The following is a 15,106-nucleotide window of genomic DNA, read 5'->3' on the forward strand; positions in this document are numbered from 1 at the left end:
CCTCTACGCGACGGAACAGGCTGGCTTACAAATCAACGTCTTGGCAGGAACTGCAACGGATCCACAGGTTTACCTTGGCGGCGAATCTCAAAATGCAGTTTCACCCGGTCTGTACCCGTTGACCCCATTTCGGCAATTGTCTGTCCGACCTTGACCTGCTGTCCCTCCCGAACCAACAGCCTGCGGTTATGGCCGTAGGCACTGACGTAGGTTTCGCTGTGTTTGATGATGACTAATTCGCCGTAGCCCCTTAAGCCACTCCCGGCGTATACCACCGTCCCATCAGACGCAGCTAAAACAGGCTGTCCCAAATCTCCGGCGATATCAATTCCTTTATTCAAACTACCGTTTGAAGAGAATTTTCCAATCAGAATGCCATTAGATGGCCATCCCCAGCCGGTCGGGGCCGGGCCTGCAGGAGGCAGTGGAGCAGGTGCCTGCTTGTTGGCGACGGACGGTGCAACGCCCGCAGAACTGCCAGCAGAACCCGTGGTTGTGGTGGTCGTCGTGCCATTTGCCTGACGCCGGATTACCGTGGTTTTGCTCGACGAAGAAGGCGAAGAACTGCTGTTGCTCACCACCGCCGTCGGCGTTGAACCGGTACGGCCATCGAAGCGAATTGTCTGACCCGGATGGATCGTATACGGCGTAGGAATATTGTTCCGGGCAGCGAGGGCTTTGTAGTCCCAGCCGTAGCGAAATGCGATCGAAAACATCGTATCTCCGGGACGGACTACATACTGCCCGGTCGTCACCGTAGGACGCTGGGCCACCGCGCTGTTGCGATCGACCACCCGGACATTGCTCGATTTGGTGCTGGAGCAACCGACCAGCAAGGTGCTCAAGACAAGGCCAGTCACCAGGCGCTGAAAGCTCGTGTTACCCATACGCTGCGCAATGACTGTGAGACTCACCCGCCGCTCCCTTTGTGGTGGCTGAAAAATGTGAAATGCCGGATGCCGGCATCAGGTGTCGCAAGTATAACGGGCCGAATCGGCTTTACCTTTAATGAAGCGAAATCGCGTCGCGCACACGTTTGCAAGTGGACAGTCTGCTGCGTTTAAACCATCGCTGCCGGAGTAAGACACAGGCGAACGAAAGGAATTCAGCGCGCGTAAACAAATGCTCAGGCCAGCGGCCCATTGAGCAACGGAACGAAACGAACAGCCCCCAGAACATGCCGCGAAAAGCCGTTTTCCTCACGCACGATCAGCAACAATTGCTGCACTTCTCCCGAGCCCACCGGAATCACCATACGCCCGCCCGGAGCCAATTGATCGAGCAAGGCTTGCGGTACATCCGTGGCCACGGCGGTGACGATGATGCCGTTATACGGCGCCAGCGCCGGCCAGCCTTCCCAGCCATCGCCCCAACGGAACACCACGTTGCGCAGGTTCAGTTCGACCAAACGTTCCTTGGCACGATCTTGCAGCACCTTGATGCGCTCGACCGAGAACACTCGCTCAACCAGTTGCGACAACACGGCGGTCTGGTAACCGGAACCAGTGCCGATCTCCAGCACTTTATCCAGCGGCCCCGCCTCCAGCAGCAGCTCGCTCATGCGCGCCACCATATAAGGCTGGGAAATGGTCTGGTTATTGCCGATCGGCAGCGCCGTGTCCTCGTAAGCGCGATGTGCCAGCGCTTCATCGACGAACAGATGACGCGGCGTACGCCGAATCACTTCCAGTACCTTGGCGTTGGACACGCCTTCTTCGTACAGGCGCTGGATCAGACGCTCACGGGTACGCTGCGAGGTCATGCCGATGCCGCTGCGCAGCCTGTCTTCGTGTTCACGGGCCATCAGCGCAGTCCCTCCAGCCAGCCGTCGAGACTTCTGAAGGCGTCATTGAAGGTGCGATCGAGCTGCAACGGCGTGATGGAAACGTAGCCCTGCATCACCGCATGAAAGTCCGTACCCGGACCGCCATCTTCGGCATCGCCGGCAGCGGCAATCCAGTAACCGGCCTTGCCACGCGGATCGACCACTTTCATCGGCGCCGCCGCGCGGGCGCGATGACCGAGTCGAGTCAGCTGGATACCACGAATGTGATCGATGGGCAGATTGGGAATGTTCACGTTGAGTACCGTGCGCGGCGGCAGATCGAGCCCGGCATGGGCCTCGACCAGTTTGCGCGCAAAGTACGCCGCCGTCGGCAGATTATCCACCTGCCGCGAGACCAGCGAAAAGGCAAATGACGGACGCTCGAGGAAGCGCCCTTCGAGCGCTGCCGCGACGGTGCCGGAATACAACACGTCATCACCCAGGTTGGCGCCGAGGTTGATCCCGGAGACCACCATGTCCGCCTCGCGCTCCAGCAAGCCATTAAGGCCCAGGTGCACGCAGTCGGTCGGTGTGCCATTAAGGCTGATAAAGCCGTTGGCCAGATATTGCGGGTGCAGCGGACGGTCGAGCGTCAGCGAACTGCTGGCGCCGCTTTTGTCCTGCTCCGGGGCGATAACCACGCACTCGGTGTAATCCGCCAGCGCAGCATAAAGCGCGGCAAGACCGGGTGCGGTTACCCCATCGTCGTTAGAAATCAGAATACGCATGGGCTGTCCGTCTGCCCCACCGGCACCAGATCAACGAGTTCGCGCACCAATACGGTAGCGAAGCATCCGGCCGGGAGGACGAATTCCAGTTGCAGAATGTCAGGCTGGGGATAATGCCACGTCAACCCGCCAATGGGCAGCCGCAGGATGCGACGTTCGTGACTCATACCGGCGTTAATCAACCAATCGCGCAGCTCTGCTTCATCGGCGGCAATCGCCTGCTCCAGATCATGGACAACGCCCGCGGTCGGCGAGTCACCTTCGCCCCACTGCGGACCGGTCGGGTGCAGATCGAGAATCGCCAGACGCGGGTCGCTGCATTCAGCTTCACCGGCCGGAAAAAAACTACGGCTGTCGGTGAACGCCAGCAAATCGCCGACCTGAGCTTTTTGCCAAGTACCATCGGCAACACGCGCCGCCAGTACTTTGTTGAACAGGAAGCTGCGCGCGGTAGAGAGCAGGCGCGAACGCACATTGCGCTGCTCCGGCAAGGCTTTGCGCGCCGCCCACGCACGCGCATCAACGACGTTGCCGCCGTCATGGCCGAAACGCTGGGCGCCGAAATAATTGGGGATGCCTTGCTTGGCGATCAGTTGCAGACGCTGTTCAATCGCGTCTCTGTCGCCAGTGAACTGAGTCAGGCGCAAGGTGAAACCATTGGCCGAATGCGCGCCGCGTTGCAGCTTGCGCTTGTGGCGAGTGGTCTTGAGGATTTTCAGCGTGTCGTTTTCCGCCGCCGACAGGTCCGGATCGGCCTTGCCCGGCAATTGCACGCTGAACCATTGGCGGGTCAGCGCCTGACGATCCTTGAGGCCGGCATAGCTGACGGTGCGCAATGGCACGCCGGCGGCCTTGGCGATACGCCGTGCGGCTTCTTCAGTGTTGAGGCCGCGTTTCTCGACCCAGATCCACAGGTGTTCACCGTCGCCGCTAAACGGGATATCGAGGACTTCATCGACCTGAAAATCTTCAGCGATGGCTTTCAGTACCGCACTGCCGAGGGGTTCGCCATAGGCCCGTGGGCCGAGCAATTGCAGTTCATTCATGCGCGCAGCAACAAGGCAACGGAGTGCACGGCAATGCCTTCTTCGCGACCGACAAAGCCAAGCTTTTCGGTGGTGGTAGCTTTCACGTTCACTTGATCCAACTCAACTTGAAGATCCGCCGCGATCAGCGCGCGCATCGATTCGATATGCGGGGCCATTTTCGGCGCCTGGGCAACGATGGTGTTGTCGACGTTGCCGACTTTCCAGCCTTTGGCGTGGATCAGTGCGACCACATGCCGCAGCAGCGCACGGCTGTCGGCGCCCTTGAATTGCGGGTCGGTGTCCGGGAAGTGTTTGCCGATATCACCCAGCGCCGCAGCGCCGAGCAAGGCATCGCTCAAGGCGTGCAGCAGGACGTCACCGTCGGAATGAGCGAGCAGCCCGAAGCTGTGTGCAATGCGCACGCCGCCCAGAGTGATGAAATCGCCTTCAGCGAAACGGTGCACATCATAGCCGTGGCCAATACGCATAAAAAAAACGCCCCGATTTTTGTCAGGGCGTGATTCTACCTGCATTAACCGCGCAGGGCGCGTGCGTGATGCTGCAAGTGGTCGTCTATGAAGCTTGAGATGAAGAAATAGCTGTGGTCGTAGCCCGGTTGCAGGCGCAATGTCAGCGGATGGCCCGCTTGTTTTGCCGCTTGTTGCAAGGCTTCAGGTTTGAGCTGAGTGGCGAGGAAGTCGTCGCGATCGCCTTGATCGACCAGCAGCGGCAGTTTTTCGTCCACTTCGGCGATCAGCGCACAGGCATCCCACTCTTTCCACTTCGAACGATCTTCGCCCAGGTAACGCGAGAACGCTTTTTGACCCCATGGGCAATCCATCGGGTTGTTGATCGGCGAGAACGCCGACACCGATTGATAGCGCCCTGGATTTCGCAATGCGCAGACCAACGCTCCGTGGCCGCCCATCGAGTGGCCGCTGATGCTGCGTTTATCAGAAGCTGGGAAATGCGCTTCAACCAGCGAAGGCAATTCCTGCACGACATAGTCATGCATCCGATAGTGGCGCGACCAAGGTTCCTGCGTGGCATTCAGATAGAACCCGGCGCCGAGGCCGAAATCCCACGCGCCATCCGGATCGCCCGGCACATCAGGACCGCGCGGACTGGTGTCCGGCGCAACGATGATCAAACCCAGTTCGGCAGCCATGCGCATCGCGCCGGCCTTCTGCATGAAGTTCTCATCGGTGCAGGTCAGGCCCGACAACCAGTACAACACCGGCAGCTTGCTGCCCTGCTCCGCTTGCGGTGGCAGGTAGACGGCGAACACCATGTCGCAACCGAGCACGTCGGAGCGATGGCGATAACGCTTGTGCCAACCGCCGAAACTTTTCTGACAGGAGATGTTTTCCAGACTCATGGGGATTCTCCCAGCTGCAAGTGGCAAGCTTCGAGCTTCAAGAAAAGGCAAAAGCGCCTTTGCTTGCAGCTTGAAGCTTGTAACTTGGGGCTGCTTTTAGAAATGAATGACGGTACGGATGCTCTTGCCTTCGTGCATCAGGTCGAAGGCCTTGTTGATGTCTTCCAGACCCATGGTGTGGGTGATGAAAGTATCCAGCGGAATCTCGCCGCTCTGAGCCATGTCGACGTAGCTCGGCAACTCGGTACGGCCGCGCACGCCGCCGAACGCCGAACCGCGCCAGACGCGACCGGTGACCAACTGGAACGGACGGGTAGAGATTTCCTGACCGGCACCGGCGACACCGATGATGACCGACTCACCCCAACCTTTGTGGCAGCACTCAAGGGCGGCGCGCATCAGTTGCACGTTGCCGATGCACTCAAAGGAGAAGTCGACGCCGCCATCGGTCATGTCGACGATCACTTCCTGGATCGGACGATCGAAGTCCTTCGGGTTCACGCAGTCGGTGGCGCCGAGTTGCTTGGCGATCTCGAACTTGGCCGGGTTGATGTCGATGGCGATGATGCGCGCAGCCTTGGCTTTAACAGCGCCGATCACCGCTGACAGACCGATGCCGCCCAGACCGAAGATGGCCACGGTGTCACCCGGTTTGACCTTGGCGGTGTTGAGCACGGCACCGATACCGGTGGTGACGCCGCAGCCGAGCAGGCAGACCTTTTCCAGCGGTGCATCCTTGGAAATCTTGGCCACGGAGATTTCCGGCAACACGGTGTACTCCGAAAAGGTCGACGTGCCCATGTAGTGGAAAATCGTTTCGCCCTTGTAGGAAAAACGCGAAGTACCGTCCGGCATCAAGCCTTTGCCTTGAGTCGCGCGAATCGCCTGACACAGGTTGGTCTTGCCCGACTTGCAGAATTTGCACTGTCCGCATTCCGGGGTGTACAGCGGAATAACGTGATCGCCTACGGCAACCGAAGTCACGCCCTCGCCGATGGCTTCAACGATGGCGCCGCCTTCGTGGCCGAGGATCGACGGGAAGATGCCTTCCGGATCTGCACCGGACAGGGTGTAAGCGTCAGTGTGGCAAACACCGGAAGCGACTACGCGCAGCAAAACTTCACCGGCCTTGGGCATGGCGACATCGACTTCTACGATTTCCAGCGGCTTCTTGGCCTCGAAGGCAACGGCGGCGCGCGACTTGATCATGCTGACTCTCCAGTGAATCCAATGAATAAAAAACCAGACAAGGAGTGTAATACATAGCTTTACGATGAATAATCCGGACAAAAGCAAAACATTATTGCCACACAGGGATAATCCCGATGTCCGAAAATCGCTGGGAAGGCATCGACGAGTTCGTCGCCGTTGCTGAATGCAGCCAGTTCACTGCCGCCGCCGAACGTCTCGGGGTTTCGTCCTCGCACATCAGTCGACAAATCGTACGGCTGGAAGAACGCTTACAGACGCGCCTGCTCTATCGCAGTACCCGTCGGGTGACGCTGACCGAGGCCGGGCAGACCTTTCTGCAACATTGCCAACGCTTGCAGGACGGTCGCGAGGAAGCATTGCGCGCCGTCGGCGATCTGACCAGCGAACCGAAAGGCATGCTGCGCATGACCTGCGCCGTCGCGTATGGCGAACGCTTTATCGTGCCGCTGGTGACGCGATTCATGGGCCTGTATCCGCAGCTGCGCATCGATATCGAACTGAGCAACCGCCAGCTCGATCTGGTACATGAGGGGTTGGATCTGGCGATTCGCTTGGGGCGGCTTCAGGATTCGCGCTTGGTCGCGACGCGCTTGGCGCCTCGCCGCATGTTTCTCTGTGCTTCACCGTCCTACGTTGAGCGGTATGGGCGCCCACATAGTTTGTCGGAATTGAGTCGGCACAATTGCCTGATCGGCAGCTCGGACATCTGGCAGCTTGAGCAAAACGGGCGGGAATTTTCCCAGCGGGTGCAGGGCAACTGGCGCTGCAACAGTGGGCAAGCGGTGCTGGATGCGGCGCTTCAAGGCGTGGGGTTATGTCAGTTGCCTGACTATTACGTGCTGGAACATTTGCACAGTGGCGCGTTGATTTCGCTGCTGGAGGCGCATCAGCCGCCGAATACGGCGGTGTGGGCGCTTTACCCGCAGCAGCGGCATTTGTCGCCGAAGGTGCGCAAGTTGGTGGATTTTCTTAAGGAAGGGTTGGCTGAGCGGCCCGAATATCGAAGCTGAGTGATGGGTTGCCTGAACTATCGCTTTCGCGAGCAGGCTCGCTCCCACAGGGGATCGGCGGTGAATGCAAATTTGGGGTCAGGCGCAAATCAAATGTGGGAGCGAGCCTGCTCACGAATGCAATCAGAAAAGCGCCACTGCACTCAGCGGCGATTCGCCCAACGCTGGCGCAACCACTCCAGATCTTCAGGCCGGGTCACCTTGAGGTTATCCGCCCGCCCTTCAATCAGACGCGGCTTGAGACCTGCCCACTCCATAGCCGAAGCCTCATCGGTAATCACAGCATCAGCAACCAGACTGTCCGCCAGCGCCCGATGCAACGCACCCAGGCGGAACATCTGCGGCGTATACGCCTGCCAGATCACGCTGCGATCCACTGTCTCAACAACCCGACCGTGCTTGTCGACCCGCTTCAACGTGTCGCGCGCCGGCACCGCGAGCAAACCGCCCACCGGATCATCCGCCAGCTCATCCAGTAACTTGTCGAGATCTTCACGACTCAGATTCGGCCGTGCCGCATCGTGCACCAGCACCCAATCCTCATCATCGGCACCCTGCGCATGCAAATGCAGCAAGGCATTGAGTACCGAGCCGGAGCGCTCGGCCCCGCCTTCAACGCGTTGAATTCGCGGATCGCTGACGCAGGCCAGGTTCGGCCAGTAAGGATCATCAACCGCAAGACTGACCACCAGCCCTTTAAGGCTTGGGTGATCGAGGAAACAGCCGAGGCTGTGTTCGAGAATTGTGCGCCCGCCCAGTTGCAGGTATTGCTTGGGACGGTCCGCGGCCATTCGGGCACCGATGCCCGCGGCAGGAATCACGGCCCAGAAGGCCGGCAGGGAATTGATCATTGGGCCAACTGGTAAAGGGTTTCGCCGTCCTTGACCATGCCCAGTTCGTGACGAGCCCGCTCTTCAACGGTCTCCATGCCCTTTTTCAACTCGCTGACTTCAGCGTCCATCACTCGGTTGCGCTCCAGCAAACCTTCGTTCTCGGCGTGTTGATCAGCAATCTGCTGATTCAGCTCGGCGACTTGCGCCAGACTGCCATTGCCCACCCACAGGCGGTACTGCAGACCGGCCAGTAGCAAGAGCAAAACGAGAAACAACCAGTAAGGACTGCGCATCGAATATCAGGTATCCAGTGAAAAAAGACAGCCACGCCAAAACTTTGAAGCATCTGATAGCACGAAGCCTGGAAGACCCAGGCTTGTGCTGTTAAGGCATCAGATTAGTGGCAAATCCATCGCTGTCACGACTTTTTCGACACAATCCGGTGTCCTTCCATCGATTTGTACTTAGCCGCGGAATTCGCTGCGACCGTTGTACTTGGCCTTGCCATTCAACTGCTCTTCGATACGCAGCAGTTGGTTGTACTTGGAAACGCGGTCGGAACGGCACAGCGAACCGGTCTTGATCTGGCCAGCCGAGGTGCCCACGGCCAGGTCGGCAATGGTCGAATCTTCGGTTTCGCCCGAACGGTGCGAGATCACTGCAGTGTAACCGGCAGCCTTGGCCATCTGGATGGCTTCCAGGGTTTCGGTCAGGGTGCCGATCTGGTTGAACTTGATCAGGATCGAGTTGGCGATGTTTTTATCGATGCCCTCTTTCAGGATCTTGGTGTTGGTCACGAACAGGTCGTCGCCGACCAGTTGAACCTTCTCGCCGATCTTGTCGGTGAGGATCTTCCAGCCAGCCCAGTCGGACTCGTCCAGACCGTCTTCGATCGAGATGATCGGATAACGTTCGGTCAGGCCTTTGAGGTAGTCAGCGAAACCTTCAGCGGTGAACACCTGGCCTTCGCCGGACAGGTTGTACTTGCCGTCTTCGTAGAATTCGCTGGCCGCGCAGTCCAGCGCCAGGGTCACGTCGGTGCCCAGCTTGTAACCGGCGTTGGCAACGGCTTCGGAGATCACTTTCAACGCGTCTTCGTTGGACGCCAGGTTCGGTGCGAAACCGCCTTCGTCGCCAACGGCAGTGCTCAGGCCACGAGCCTTCAGTACAGCTTTCAAGTGATGGAAAATCTCGGTGCCCATGCGCAGACCTTCCGAGAACGACTTGGCGCCAACCGGCTGCACCATGAATTCCTGGATGTCGACGTTGTTATCGGCGTGCTCGCCACCGTTGATGATGTTCATCATCGGCACCGGCATCGAGTACACACCCGGGGTGCCGTTGAGGTTGGCGATGTGTGCGTACAGCGGCAGGTCCTGATCCTGCGCAGCCGCCTTGGCCGCAGCCAGGGACACGGCGAGGATGGCGTTGGCGCCCAGAGTTGCCTTGTTTTCGGTACCGTCGAGCTTGATCATCGCGTGATCCAAGGCTTTCTGGTCGCTTGGGTCGGTGCCCAGCAGCAGATCGCGGATCGGACCGTTGATGTTGGCTACCGCTTTGAGCACGCCCTTGCCCAGGTAACGGCTCTTGTCGCCATCACGCAGCTCGAGCGCTTCACGCGAGCCAGTGGATGCACCGGACGGCGCGCAAGCGCTGCCGATGATGCCGTTGTCGAGAAGCACGTCCGCTTCCACGGTGGGATTGCCACGGGAGTCGAGAACTTCACGACCTTTGATGTCGACGATTTTTGCCATTGTTGTAAACACTCCAAAGTTGACGAAAACGACGCAGCTAGAGGAAATCTTTTTACCGTCGGCAAGGGGTGTGCAGCGGGCAGACTTGCAGACGATAACGCTCATGCCCGAGGGCATGAGCGACAAATCGTGCGGTACTTTACCGGAGAATTGAGTGTTACGCGGTTTCTACCGTCGGAAAACTCTTAACCAGTTCGTCCAACGCTTTGAGCTGGACCAGGAATGGCTCCAGTTTGTCCAGACGCAAGGCGCAAGGGCCATCGCATTTGGCGTTGTCCGGATCCGGGTGCGCTTCGAGGAACAGACCTGCCAACGACTGGCTCATGCCCGCCTTGGCCAGATCCAGAACCTGTGCGCGGCGACCGCCGGCGGAGTCGGCACGACCACCCGGCATTTGCAGCGCGTGGGTCACGTCGAAGAATACCGGGTACTCGAACTGCTTCATGATGCCGAAGCCGAGCATGTCGACCACGAGGTTGTTGTAGCCGAAGCTCGAACCACGTTCGCAGAGGATCAGTTGATCGTTACCCGCTTCGACGCACTTGTTCAGGATGTGTTTCATTTCCTGAGGCGCGAGGAACTGGGCTTTCTTGATGTTGATCACTGCATTGGTCTTGGCCATCGCGACGACCAGATCGGTCTGGCGCGACAGGAAGGCCGGCAGTTGAATGATGTCGCAGACCTCAGCGACGACCGCGGCCTGATCAGGCTCATGGACGTCGGTGATGATCGGCACGCCGAAGGCTTGTTTGATGTCCTGGAAGATGCGCATGCCCTCTTCCAGGCCAGGACCACGATAAGAGGCCACAGAAGAACGGTTGGCCTTGTCGAAGCTGGCCTTGAACACGTAAGGGATGCCGAGTTTTTCGGTAACCTTCACGTACTCTTCGCAAACCTGCATGGCCATGTCGCGGCTTTCCAGCACGTTCATGCCGCCGAACAGCACCATGGGTTTGTCGTTGGCAATCTCGATGTCGCCGACGCGGATGATCTTCTGTGCCATCGGGGTTACGCCTTCTTCTGGTGTTGAGCCAACGCAGCTTTGACAAAACCACTGAACAGCGGATGGCCATCGCGTGGTGTCGAGGTGAACTCAGGGTGGAACTGGCAAGCGACGAACCATGGGTGATCGGCCGCTTCCACCACTTCAACCAGCGCAGCATCAGCGGAGCGACCGGAGATTTTCAGGCCGGCTTCGATCAGTTGTGGCAGCAGGTTGTTGTTCACTTCGTAACGGTGACGGTGACGCTCGACAATCACGTCCTTGCCGTAGCAGTCGTGCACCTTGGAGCCGGCTTCGAGCAGGCAGTCCTGAGCGCCGAGACGCATGGTGCCGCCCAGGTCGGACGATTCGGTACGCACTTCAACGGCACCGGTCGCGTCTTCCCACTCGGTGATCAGACCGACAACCGGATGGCCACTGGCGCGATCGAACTCGGTGGAGTTGGCGTCTTTCCAGCCCATCACGTTACGGGCGAACTCAATGACCGCCACTTGCATGCCGAGGCAGATACCCAGGTACGGAACCTTGTGTTCGCGAGCGTACTGAACCGCAGTGATCTTGCCTTCCACTCCGCGCAGACCGAAGCCGCCCGGCACGAGGATCGCATCAACACCTTCGAGCAGCGCAGTGCCCTGGTTTTCGATGTCTTCGGAATCGATGTAACGCAGATTGACCTTGGTGCGGTTGCTGATGCCGGCGTGACTCATCGCTTCGATCAGCGACTTGTAGGCGTCCAGCAGCTCCATGTACTTGCCGACCATGGCGATGGTCACTTCGTGCTCCGGGTTCAGCTTGGCGTCAACCACCGCTTCCCACTCGGACAGATCAGCGCTGCCGCATTGCAGACCGAAACGCTCAACGACGAAATCGTCCAGACCTTGCGAGTGCAGGATGCCCGGGATCTTGTAGATGGTGTCGGCGTCTTCCAGCGCAATTACCGCACGCTCTTCAACGTTGGTGAACTGGGCGATCTTGCGACGCGACGAGATGTCGATCGGGTGATCGGAACGGCACACCAGCACGTCTGGCTGCAGACCGATCGAACGCAGCTCTTTTACCGAGTGCTGGGTTGGTTTGGTCTTGGTTTCGCCAGCGGTGGCGATGTACGGCACCAGAGTCAGGTGCATCAGCATCGCGCGCTTGGCGCCGACTTCGAAACGCAGTTGACGAATGGCTTCGAGGAACGGTTGCGACTCGATGTCACCGACGGTGCCACCGATTTCAACCATCGCCACGTCAGCGTCACCGGCACCCTTGATGATGCGGCGCTTGATTTCGTCGGTGATGTGCGGAATCACCTGGATGGTTGCACCCAGGTAGTCACCACGGCGCTCTTTGCGCAGCACGTGCTCGTAGACACGGCCAGTGGTGAAGTTGTTGTTCTGGGTCATGGTCGTGCGGATGAACCGCTCGTAGTGGCCCAGGTCCAGGTCGGTTTCGGCGCCGTCGTGGGTGACGAACACTTCACCGTGCTGGAACGGGCTCATCGTGCCCGGGTCGACGTTGATGTACGGGTCCAGCTTCAGCATGGTGACCTTAAGTCCCCGCGCCTCCAGGATGGCCGCCAATGAAGCCGATGCAATGCCTTTCCCCAATGAAGAAACAACACCGCCCGTGACGAATATGTAGCGCGTCATGAAAAACCCTAGAAGTCTGCGTTAAAGCGGTACGAGCCGCCGGGGAAAGCGAAGGAAGGCCGAAGCCCCCGATCACCTGCATTAATCACAGTGCACCTTTCAAAAAAACCGCCGCGTTGGGACAGACCGGTAGGTGAAACACCGGTACGTTGCTCGCTACACATTTTTTGGAATCGCCCAGCAAAGACTGCTTGGTAATCGGCAACTCCTGCAATTCAGGCGAATCCACAGAAGTTGTATCAAGAAGGGAGCGTAGTCTACCGGAATGCTCCTTTCAGCTCAAACCTTGATCTTCGTCTGTTGGCAGCCAATGCAATTTCCAGCCGTCCTGCGCAGGGCCATCAAGTCCCGGCAGGTTCGCCACCGCGAGCAATTCATCGTCACGAAACAGCAGCGGCAATCTGCCACGCACGAAGCCCGGCACCGCGCGCTCATTGAGCAGGCGCTTGAGATCACGGTGACCGCGATCCGCCAGATGCATGACTTCGCCGCCCTGACGATAGGCAATGCGCAACGGCCCGACAGGGCTCTGCCCGCTGAACGCGACACGACCATTATCGGCCAAGCGTAGCGCTGACGCCGGCGTCTGCCAGTCGCCGCCGATCATCGGCGTGCGCAGCCAGTAGCCGCTGAGCCACCAGAGGCGTCCGGCGCTGCGGTGTAACTCGCCGTCGGCCAGACGCCAGACCGGTACCGCATCAGCAGCGGCATCACACAGATTTGTCCAACCCGACCAATGGTCGGTGTCGGGTAAGCGAGTCATTGGTTCCAGCCAGTGACTGAGGGCGTTGCGTTGGCGGGCGGCAGACAGCACAGCCAGCGGCGCCAGTTCCAGCGACGGCAGCCCCAGCCATTCGAAACCATGCGCGGTGGCGGCGGTTGCCAGATCGATCTGCGCCAACTCATCGAGCAGACCCTGTGCCTCACGCAGATGCGCGGCACTGCGAGCCATGCTTGTCTGCGCTTGCGGCCAGCGCTCGCTCAGCAACGGCATGACCTGATGCCGCAGGTAATTGCGCGAGAACTGCCGATCCTGATTCGATGGGTCTTCGATCCAGTTCAAGTGATGAGCCTGCGCATACGCTTCCAGCTCGGAACGAGAGACATCCAGTAACGGACGAATCAGTGTGCCCTGCCCGACTGGTCGCTGCTTGGGCATCCCCGCCAATCCGCGCACACCCGCACCACGCATGAATCGAAACAACAGCGTTTCCGCTTGATCATCACGATGCTGGCCAGTGAGCAACACGTCATTGGCTTGCGTCAGCGCACTGAACACGGCGTATCGCGCATTCCGCGCCGCCCGCTCCAGACTCGCGCCCGGTTGCACCCTCACCCGCTCAATCAGCAACGGCACCCCCAACGCATCGCAGACAGACTGGCAGTGTTGTGGCCACGCATCAGCCGCAGCCTGAAGGCCGTGATGGATATGGATGGCGCTTAGCGCAGGGAGGGATTCAGATTTTGCCAGAGAGGCAAGCAGATGCAGCAGGACGGTGGAATCAAGACCACCGGAAAACGCGATGCGCCAATGAGCGGCATTGCGCCAAGGCTCAAGGTTAAGCAACAGCCGGGAAGGCAAATCAATCATGGACTGACCCATATTTAACTCTTTGCCCCAAAACAAATGTAGGAGTGAGCCTGCTCGCGATAGCGGTGTGACAGCCAACACATTGGTTGAATGTTACACCCTCATCGCGAGCAGGCTCACTCCTACAGGGGTATTGCGCGTCGACTTAGAGACCGTAGCTCATCAGCCGATCATAACGGCGCTTCAACAGCGCTTCGTTATCGAACTTCTTCAGCATCGCCAGTTGCGAGCTCAGCTCGGCACGGATCGATGCAGCGGCGGCAGCCGGATCACGGTGCGCGCCGCCCAGAGGCTCGCCAATCACCTTGTCGACAATGCCCAGGCCTTTCAGGCGCTCGGCGGTGATACCCATCGCCTCAGCAGCATCCGGCGCCTTTTCGGCGGTTTTCCACAGAATCGAAGCGCAACCTTCTGGCGAGATCACCGCGTAGGTCGAGTATTGCAGCATGTTCAGCTGATCGCAGACGCCGATCGCCAGTGCACCACCGGAACCACCTTCACCAATTACGGTGGCGATGATCGGAGTCTTCAGACGCGACATCACGCGCAGGTTCCAGGCAATCGCTTCACTCTGGTTACGCTCTTCAGCGTCGATGCCTGGGTATGCACCCGGGGTGTCGATGAAGGTCAGGATCGGCATTTTGAAACGTTCGGCCATCTCCATCAGGCGGCAAGCCTTGCGGTAGCCTTCCGGACGTGGCATGCCGAAGTTGCGGCGCACCTTCTCGCGCACTTCGCGGCCTTTCTGGTGACCGATGATCATCACCGGCTGATCTTCCAGACGGGCGATGCCGCCAACGATAGCGGCGTCGTCAGAGAAGTGACGGTCGCCGTGCAGTTCGTCGAACTCGGTGAAGATGTGCTGGATGTAGTCCAGGGTGTACGGGCGTTTCGGGTGACGCGCCAGGCGTGCGATCTGCCAGCTGGTCAGCTTGCCGAAGATGTCTTCGGTCAGCGTCTTGCTCTTGTCCTGCAGGCGGGAGATCTCATCGCCGATATTCAGCGAATTGTCATTACCGACCAAGCGCAACTCTTCGATCTTGGCTTGCAGGTCGGCGATCGGCTGTTCGAAATCTAGAAAATTCGGGTTCATAGGCGTCCGTCTTG

At 59.1% G+C, this 15,106-nt stretch carries 15 protein-coding genes; 1 reads left to right on the forward strand and 14 read right to left on the reverse strand.

Annotated elements, in window-relative coordinates:
- Positions 1-32 precede the first annotated feature (32 nt).
- The 7 genes from ACI514_RS19535 to ACI514_RS19565 all read right to left on the reverse strand — a co-directional run bounded on the left by ACI514_RS19535 (position 33) and on the right by ACI514_RS19565 (position 6,168).
- Entirely contained in the window at positions 33-914 is an 882-nt protein-coding gene (locus ACI514_RS19535; RefSeq protein ID WP_160056239.1) for a peptidoglycan DD-metalloendopeptidase family protein, read from the reverse strand.
- Between the two features lie 212 nt (positions 915-1,126).
- Positions 1,127-1,762 (reverse strand): protein-L-isoaspartate(D-aspartate) O-methyltransferase, encoded by a 636-nt coding sequence (locus ACI514_RS19540; RefSeq protein WP_171057346.1) that lies wholly within the window; start codon positions 1,760-1,762, stop codon positions 1,127-1,129.
- A 41-nt stretch (positions 1,763-1,803) separates the two neighbouring features.
- Positions 1,804-2,553: a 5'/3'-nucleotidase SurE gene (gene surE, locus ACI514_RS19545; RefSeq protein ID WP_007908831.1), complete on the reverse strand. Its 750-nt coding sequence runs from the start codon at positions 2,551-2,553 to the stop codon at positions 1,804-1,806.
- Entirely contained in the window at positions 2,541-3,599 is a 1,059-nt protein-coding gene (gene truD, locus ACI514_RS19550) for a tRNA pseudouridine(13) synthase TruD (RefSeq protein WP_160056237.1), read from the reverse strand. The genes surE and truD overlap by 13 nt, the downstream gene beginning before the upstream one ends.
- Positions 3,596-4,069, reverse strand: a complete 474-nt coding sequence (gene ispF, locus ACI514_RS19555) for a 2-C-methyl-D-erythritol 2,4-cyclodiphosphate synthase (RefSeq protein WP_034149878.1) — start codon at positions 4,067-4,069, stop codon at positions 3,596-3,598. The genes truD and ispF overlap by 4 nt, the downstream gene beginning before the upstream one ends.
- Before the next feature lie 44 nt (positions 4,070-4,113).
- A complete protein-coding gene (fghA, locus tag ACI514_RS19560; protein WP_174244494.1) occupies positions 4,114-4,965 on the reverse strand; it encodes an S-formylglutathione hydrolase in 852 nt (283 codons plus the stop codon).
- A gap of 90 nt (positions 4,966-5,055) precedes the next feature.
- Complete coding sequence (locus tag ACI514_RS19565) at positions 5,056-6,168, reverse strand: S-(hydroxymethyl)glutathione dehydrogenase/class III alcohol dehydrogenase (RefSeq protein ID WP_008081726.1); 1,113 nt, start codon at positions 6,166-6,168, stop codon at positions 5,056-5,058.
- Positions 6,169-6,284: 116 nt separating this feature from the next.
- Between ACI514_RS19565 and ACI514_RS19570 the strand changes: the two genes are divergently transcribed.
- Entirely contained in the window at positions 6,285-7,181 is an 897-nt protein-coding gene (locus tag ACI514_RS19570; protein WP_034156318.1) for a LysR substrate-binding domain-containing protein, read from the forward strand.
- A 143-nt stretch (positions 7,182-7,324) separates the two neighbouring features.
- On the opposite strand, the gene ispD is transcribed toward ACI514_RS19570, so the two are convergent.
- From ispD to ACI514_RS19605, 7 genes are all read right to left on the reverse strand, one after another.
- A complete protein-coding gene (gene ispD / locus ACI514_RS19575; RefSeq protein ID WP_160056233.1) occupies positions 7,325-8,032 on the reverse strand; it encodes a 2-C-methyl-D-erythritol 4-phosphate cytidylyltransferase in 708 nt (235 codons plus the stop codon).
- Positions 8,029-8,307 carry a cell division protein FtsB gene (gene ftsB / locus ACI514_RS19580; RefSeq protein ID WP_007908838.1) on the reverse strand — a complete coding sequence of 93 codons (279 nt, stop codon included), beginning with the start codon at positions 8,305-8,307 and terminating at the stop codon, positions 8,029-8,031. Before ftsB ends, ispD begins: the two co-directional genes overlap by 4 nt.
- A 171-nt stretch (positions 8,308-8,478) precedes the next feature.
- Complete coding sequence (gene eno / locus ACI514_RS19585; protein WP_007908839.1) at positions 8,479-9,768, reverse strand: phosphopyruvate hydratase; 1,290 nt, start codon at positions 9,766-9,768, stop codon at positions 8,479-8,481.
- Between the two features lie 157 nt (positions 9,769-9,925).
- Positions 9,926-10,771 (reverse strand): 3-deoxy-8-phosphooctulonate synthase, encoded by an 846-nt coding sequence (gene kdsA, locus ACI514_RS19590; RefSeq protein WP_160056231.1) that lies wholly within the window; start codon positions 10,769-10,771, stop codon positions 9,926-9,928.
- 5 nt (positions 10,772-10,776) lie between these two features.
- On the reverse strand, positions 10,777-12,408 hold the full coding sequence (locus tag ACI514_RS19595; protein WP_160056229.1) for a CTP synthase: 1,632 nt from the start codon (positions 12,406-12,408) through the stop codon (positions 10,777-10,779).
- Positions 12,409-12,682: 274 nt separating this feature from the next.
- On the reverse strand, positions 12,683-14,011 hold the full coding sequence (gene tilS, locus ACI514_RS19600) for a tRNA lysidine(34) synthetase TilS (RefSeq protein ID WP_405122230.1): 1,329 nt from the start codon (positions 14,009-14,011) through the stop codon (positions 12,683-12,685).
- 133 nt (positions 14,012-14,144) lie between these two features.
- Positions 14,145-15,092: an acetyl-CoA carboxylase carboxyltransferase subunit alpha gene (locus tag ACI514_RS19605; protein ID WP_158960639.1), complete on the reverse strand. Its 948-nt coding sequence runs from the start codon at positions 15,090-15,092 to the stop codon at positions 14,145-14,147.
- Positions 15,093-15,106: the final 14 nt, after the last annotated feature.

Origin of the sequence: Pseudomonas sp. M20, from assembly GCF_045037865.1 — a bacterium.
GTDB lineage: Bacteria > Pseudomonadota > Gammaproteobacteria > Pseudomonadales > Pseudomonadaceae > Aquipseudomonas.

Bases quoted from the DNA above. Each gene is read 5' to 3' on its own strand.
- ACI514_RS19540 (WP_171057346.1), bottom strand. From the start codon at position 1,762: ATGACCTCGCAGCGTACCCGTGAGCGTCTGATCCAGCGCCTGTACGAA.
- surE (WP_007908831.1), bottom strand. From the start codon at position 2,553: ATGCGTATTCTGATTTCTAACGACGATGGGGTAACCGCACCCGGTCTT.
- truD (WP_160056237.1), bottom strand. From the start codon at position 3,599: ATGAATGAACTGCAATTGCTCGGCCCACGGGCCTATGGCGAACCCCTC.
- ispF (WP_034149878.1), bottom strand. From the start codon at position 4,069: ATGCGTATTGGCCACGGCTATGATGTGCACCGTTTCGCTGAAGGCGAT.
- ACI514_RS19565 (WP_008081726.1), bottom strand. From the start codon at position 6,168: ATGATCAAGTCGCGCGCCGCCGTTGCCTTCGAGGCCAAGAAGCCGCTG.
- ACI514_RS19570 (WP_034156318.1), top strand. From the start codon at position 6,285: ATGTCCGAAAATCGCTGGGAAGGCATCGACGAGTTCGTCGCCGTTGCT.
- ispD (WP_160056233.1), bottom strand. From the start codon at position 8,032: ATGATCAATTCCCTGCCGGCCTTCTGGGCCGTGATTCCTGCCGCGGGC.
- ftsB (WP_007908838.1), bottom strand. From the start codon at position 8,307: ATGCGCAGTCCTTACTGGTTGTTTCTCGTTTTGCTCTTGCTACTGGCC.
- eno (WP_007908839.1), bottom strand. From the start codon at position 9,768: ATGGCAAAAATCGTCGACATCAAAGGTCGTGAAGTTCTCGACTCCCGT.
- kdsA (WP_160056231.1), bottom strand. From the start codon at position 10,771: ATGGCACAGAAGATCATCCGCGTCGGCGACATCGAGATTGCCAACGAC.
- ACI514_RS19595 (WP_160056229.1), bottom strand. From the start codon at position 12,408: ATGACGCGCTACATATTCGTCACGGGCGGTGTTGTTTCTTCATTGGGG.
- tilS (WP_405122230.1), bottom strand. From the start codon at position 14,011: ATGGGTCAGTCCATGATTGATTTGCCTTCCCGGCTGTTGCTTAACCTT.
- ACI514_RS19605 (WP_158960639.1), bottom strand. From the start codon at position 15,092: ATGAACCCGAATTTTCTAGATTTCGAACAGCCGATCGCCGACCTGCAA.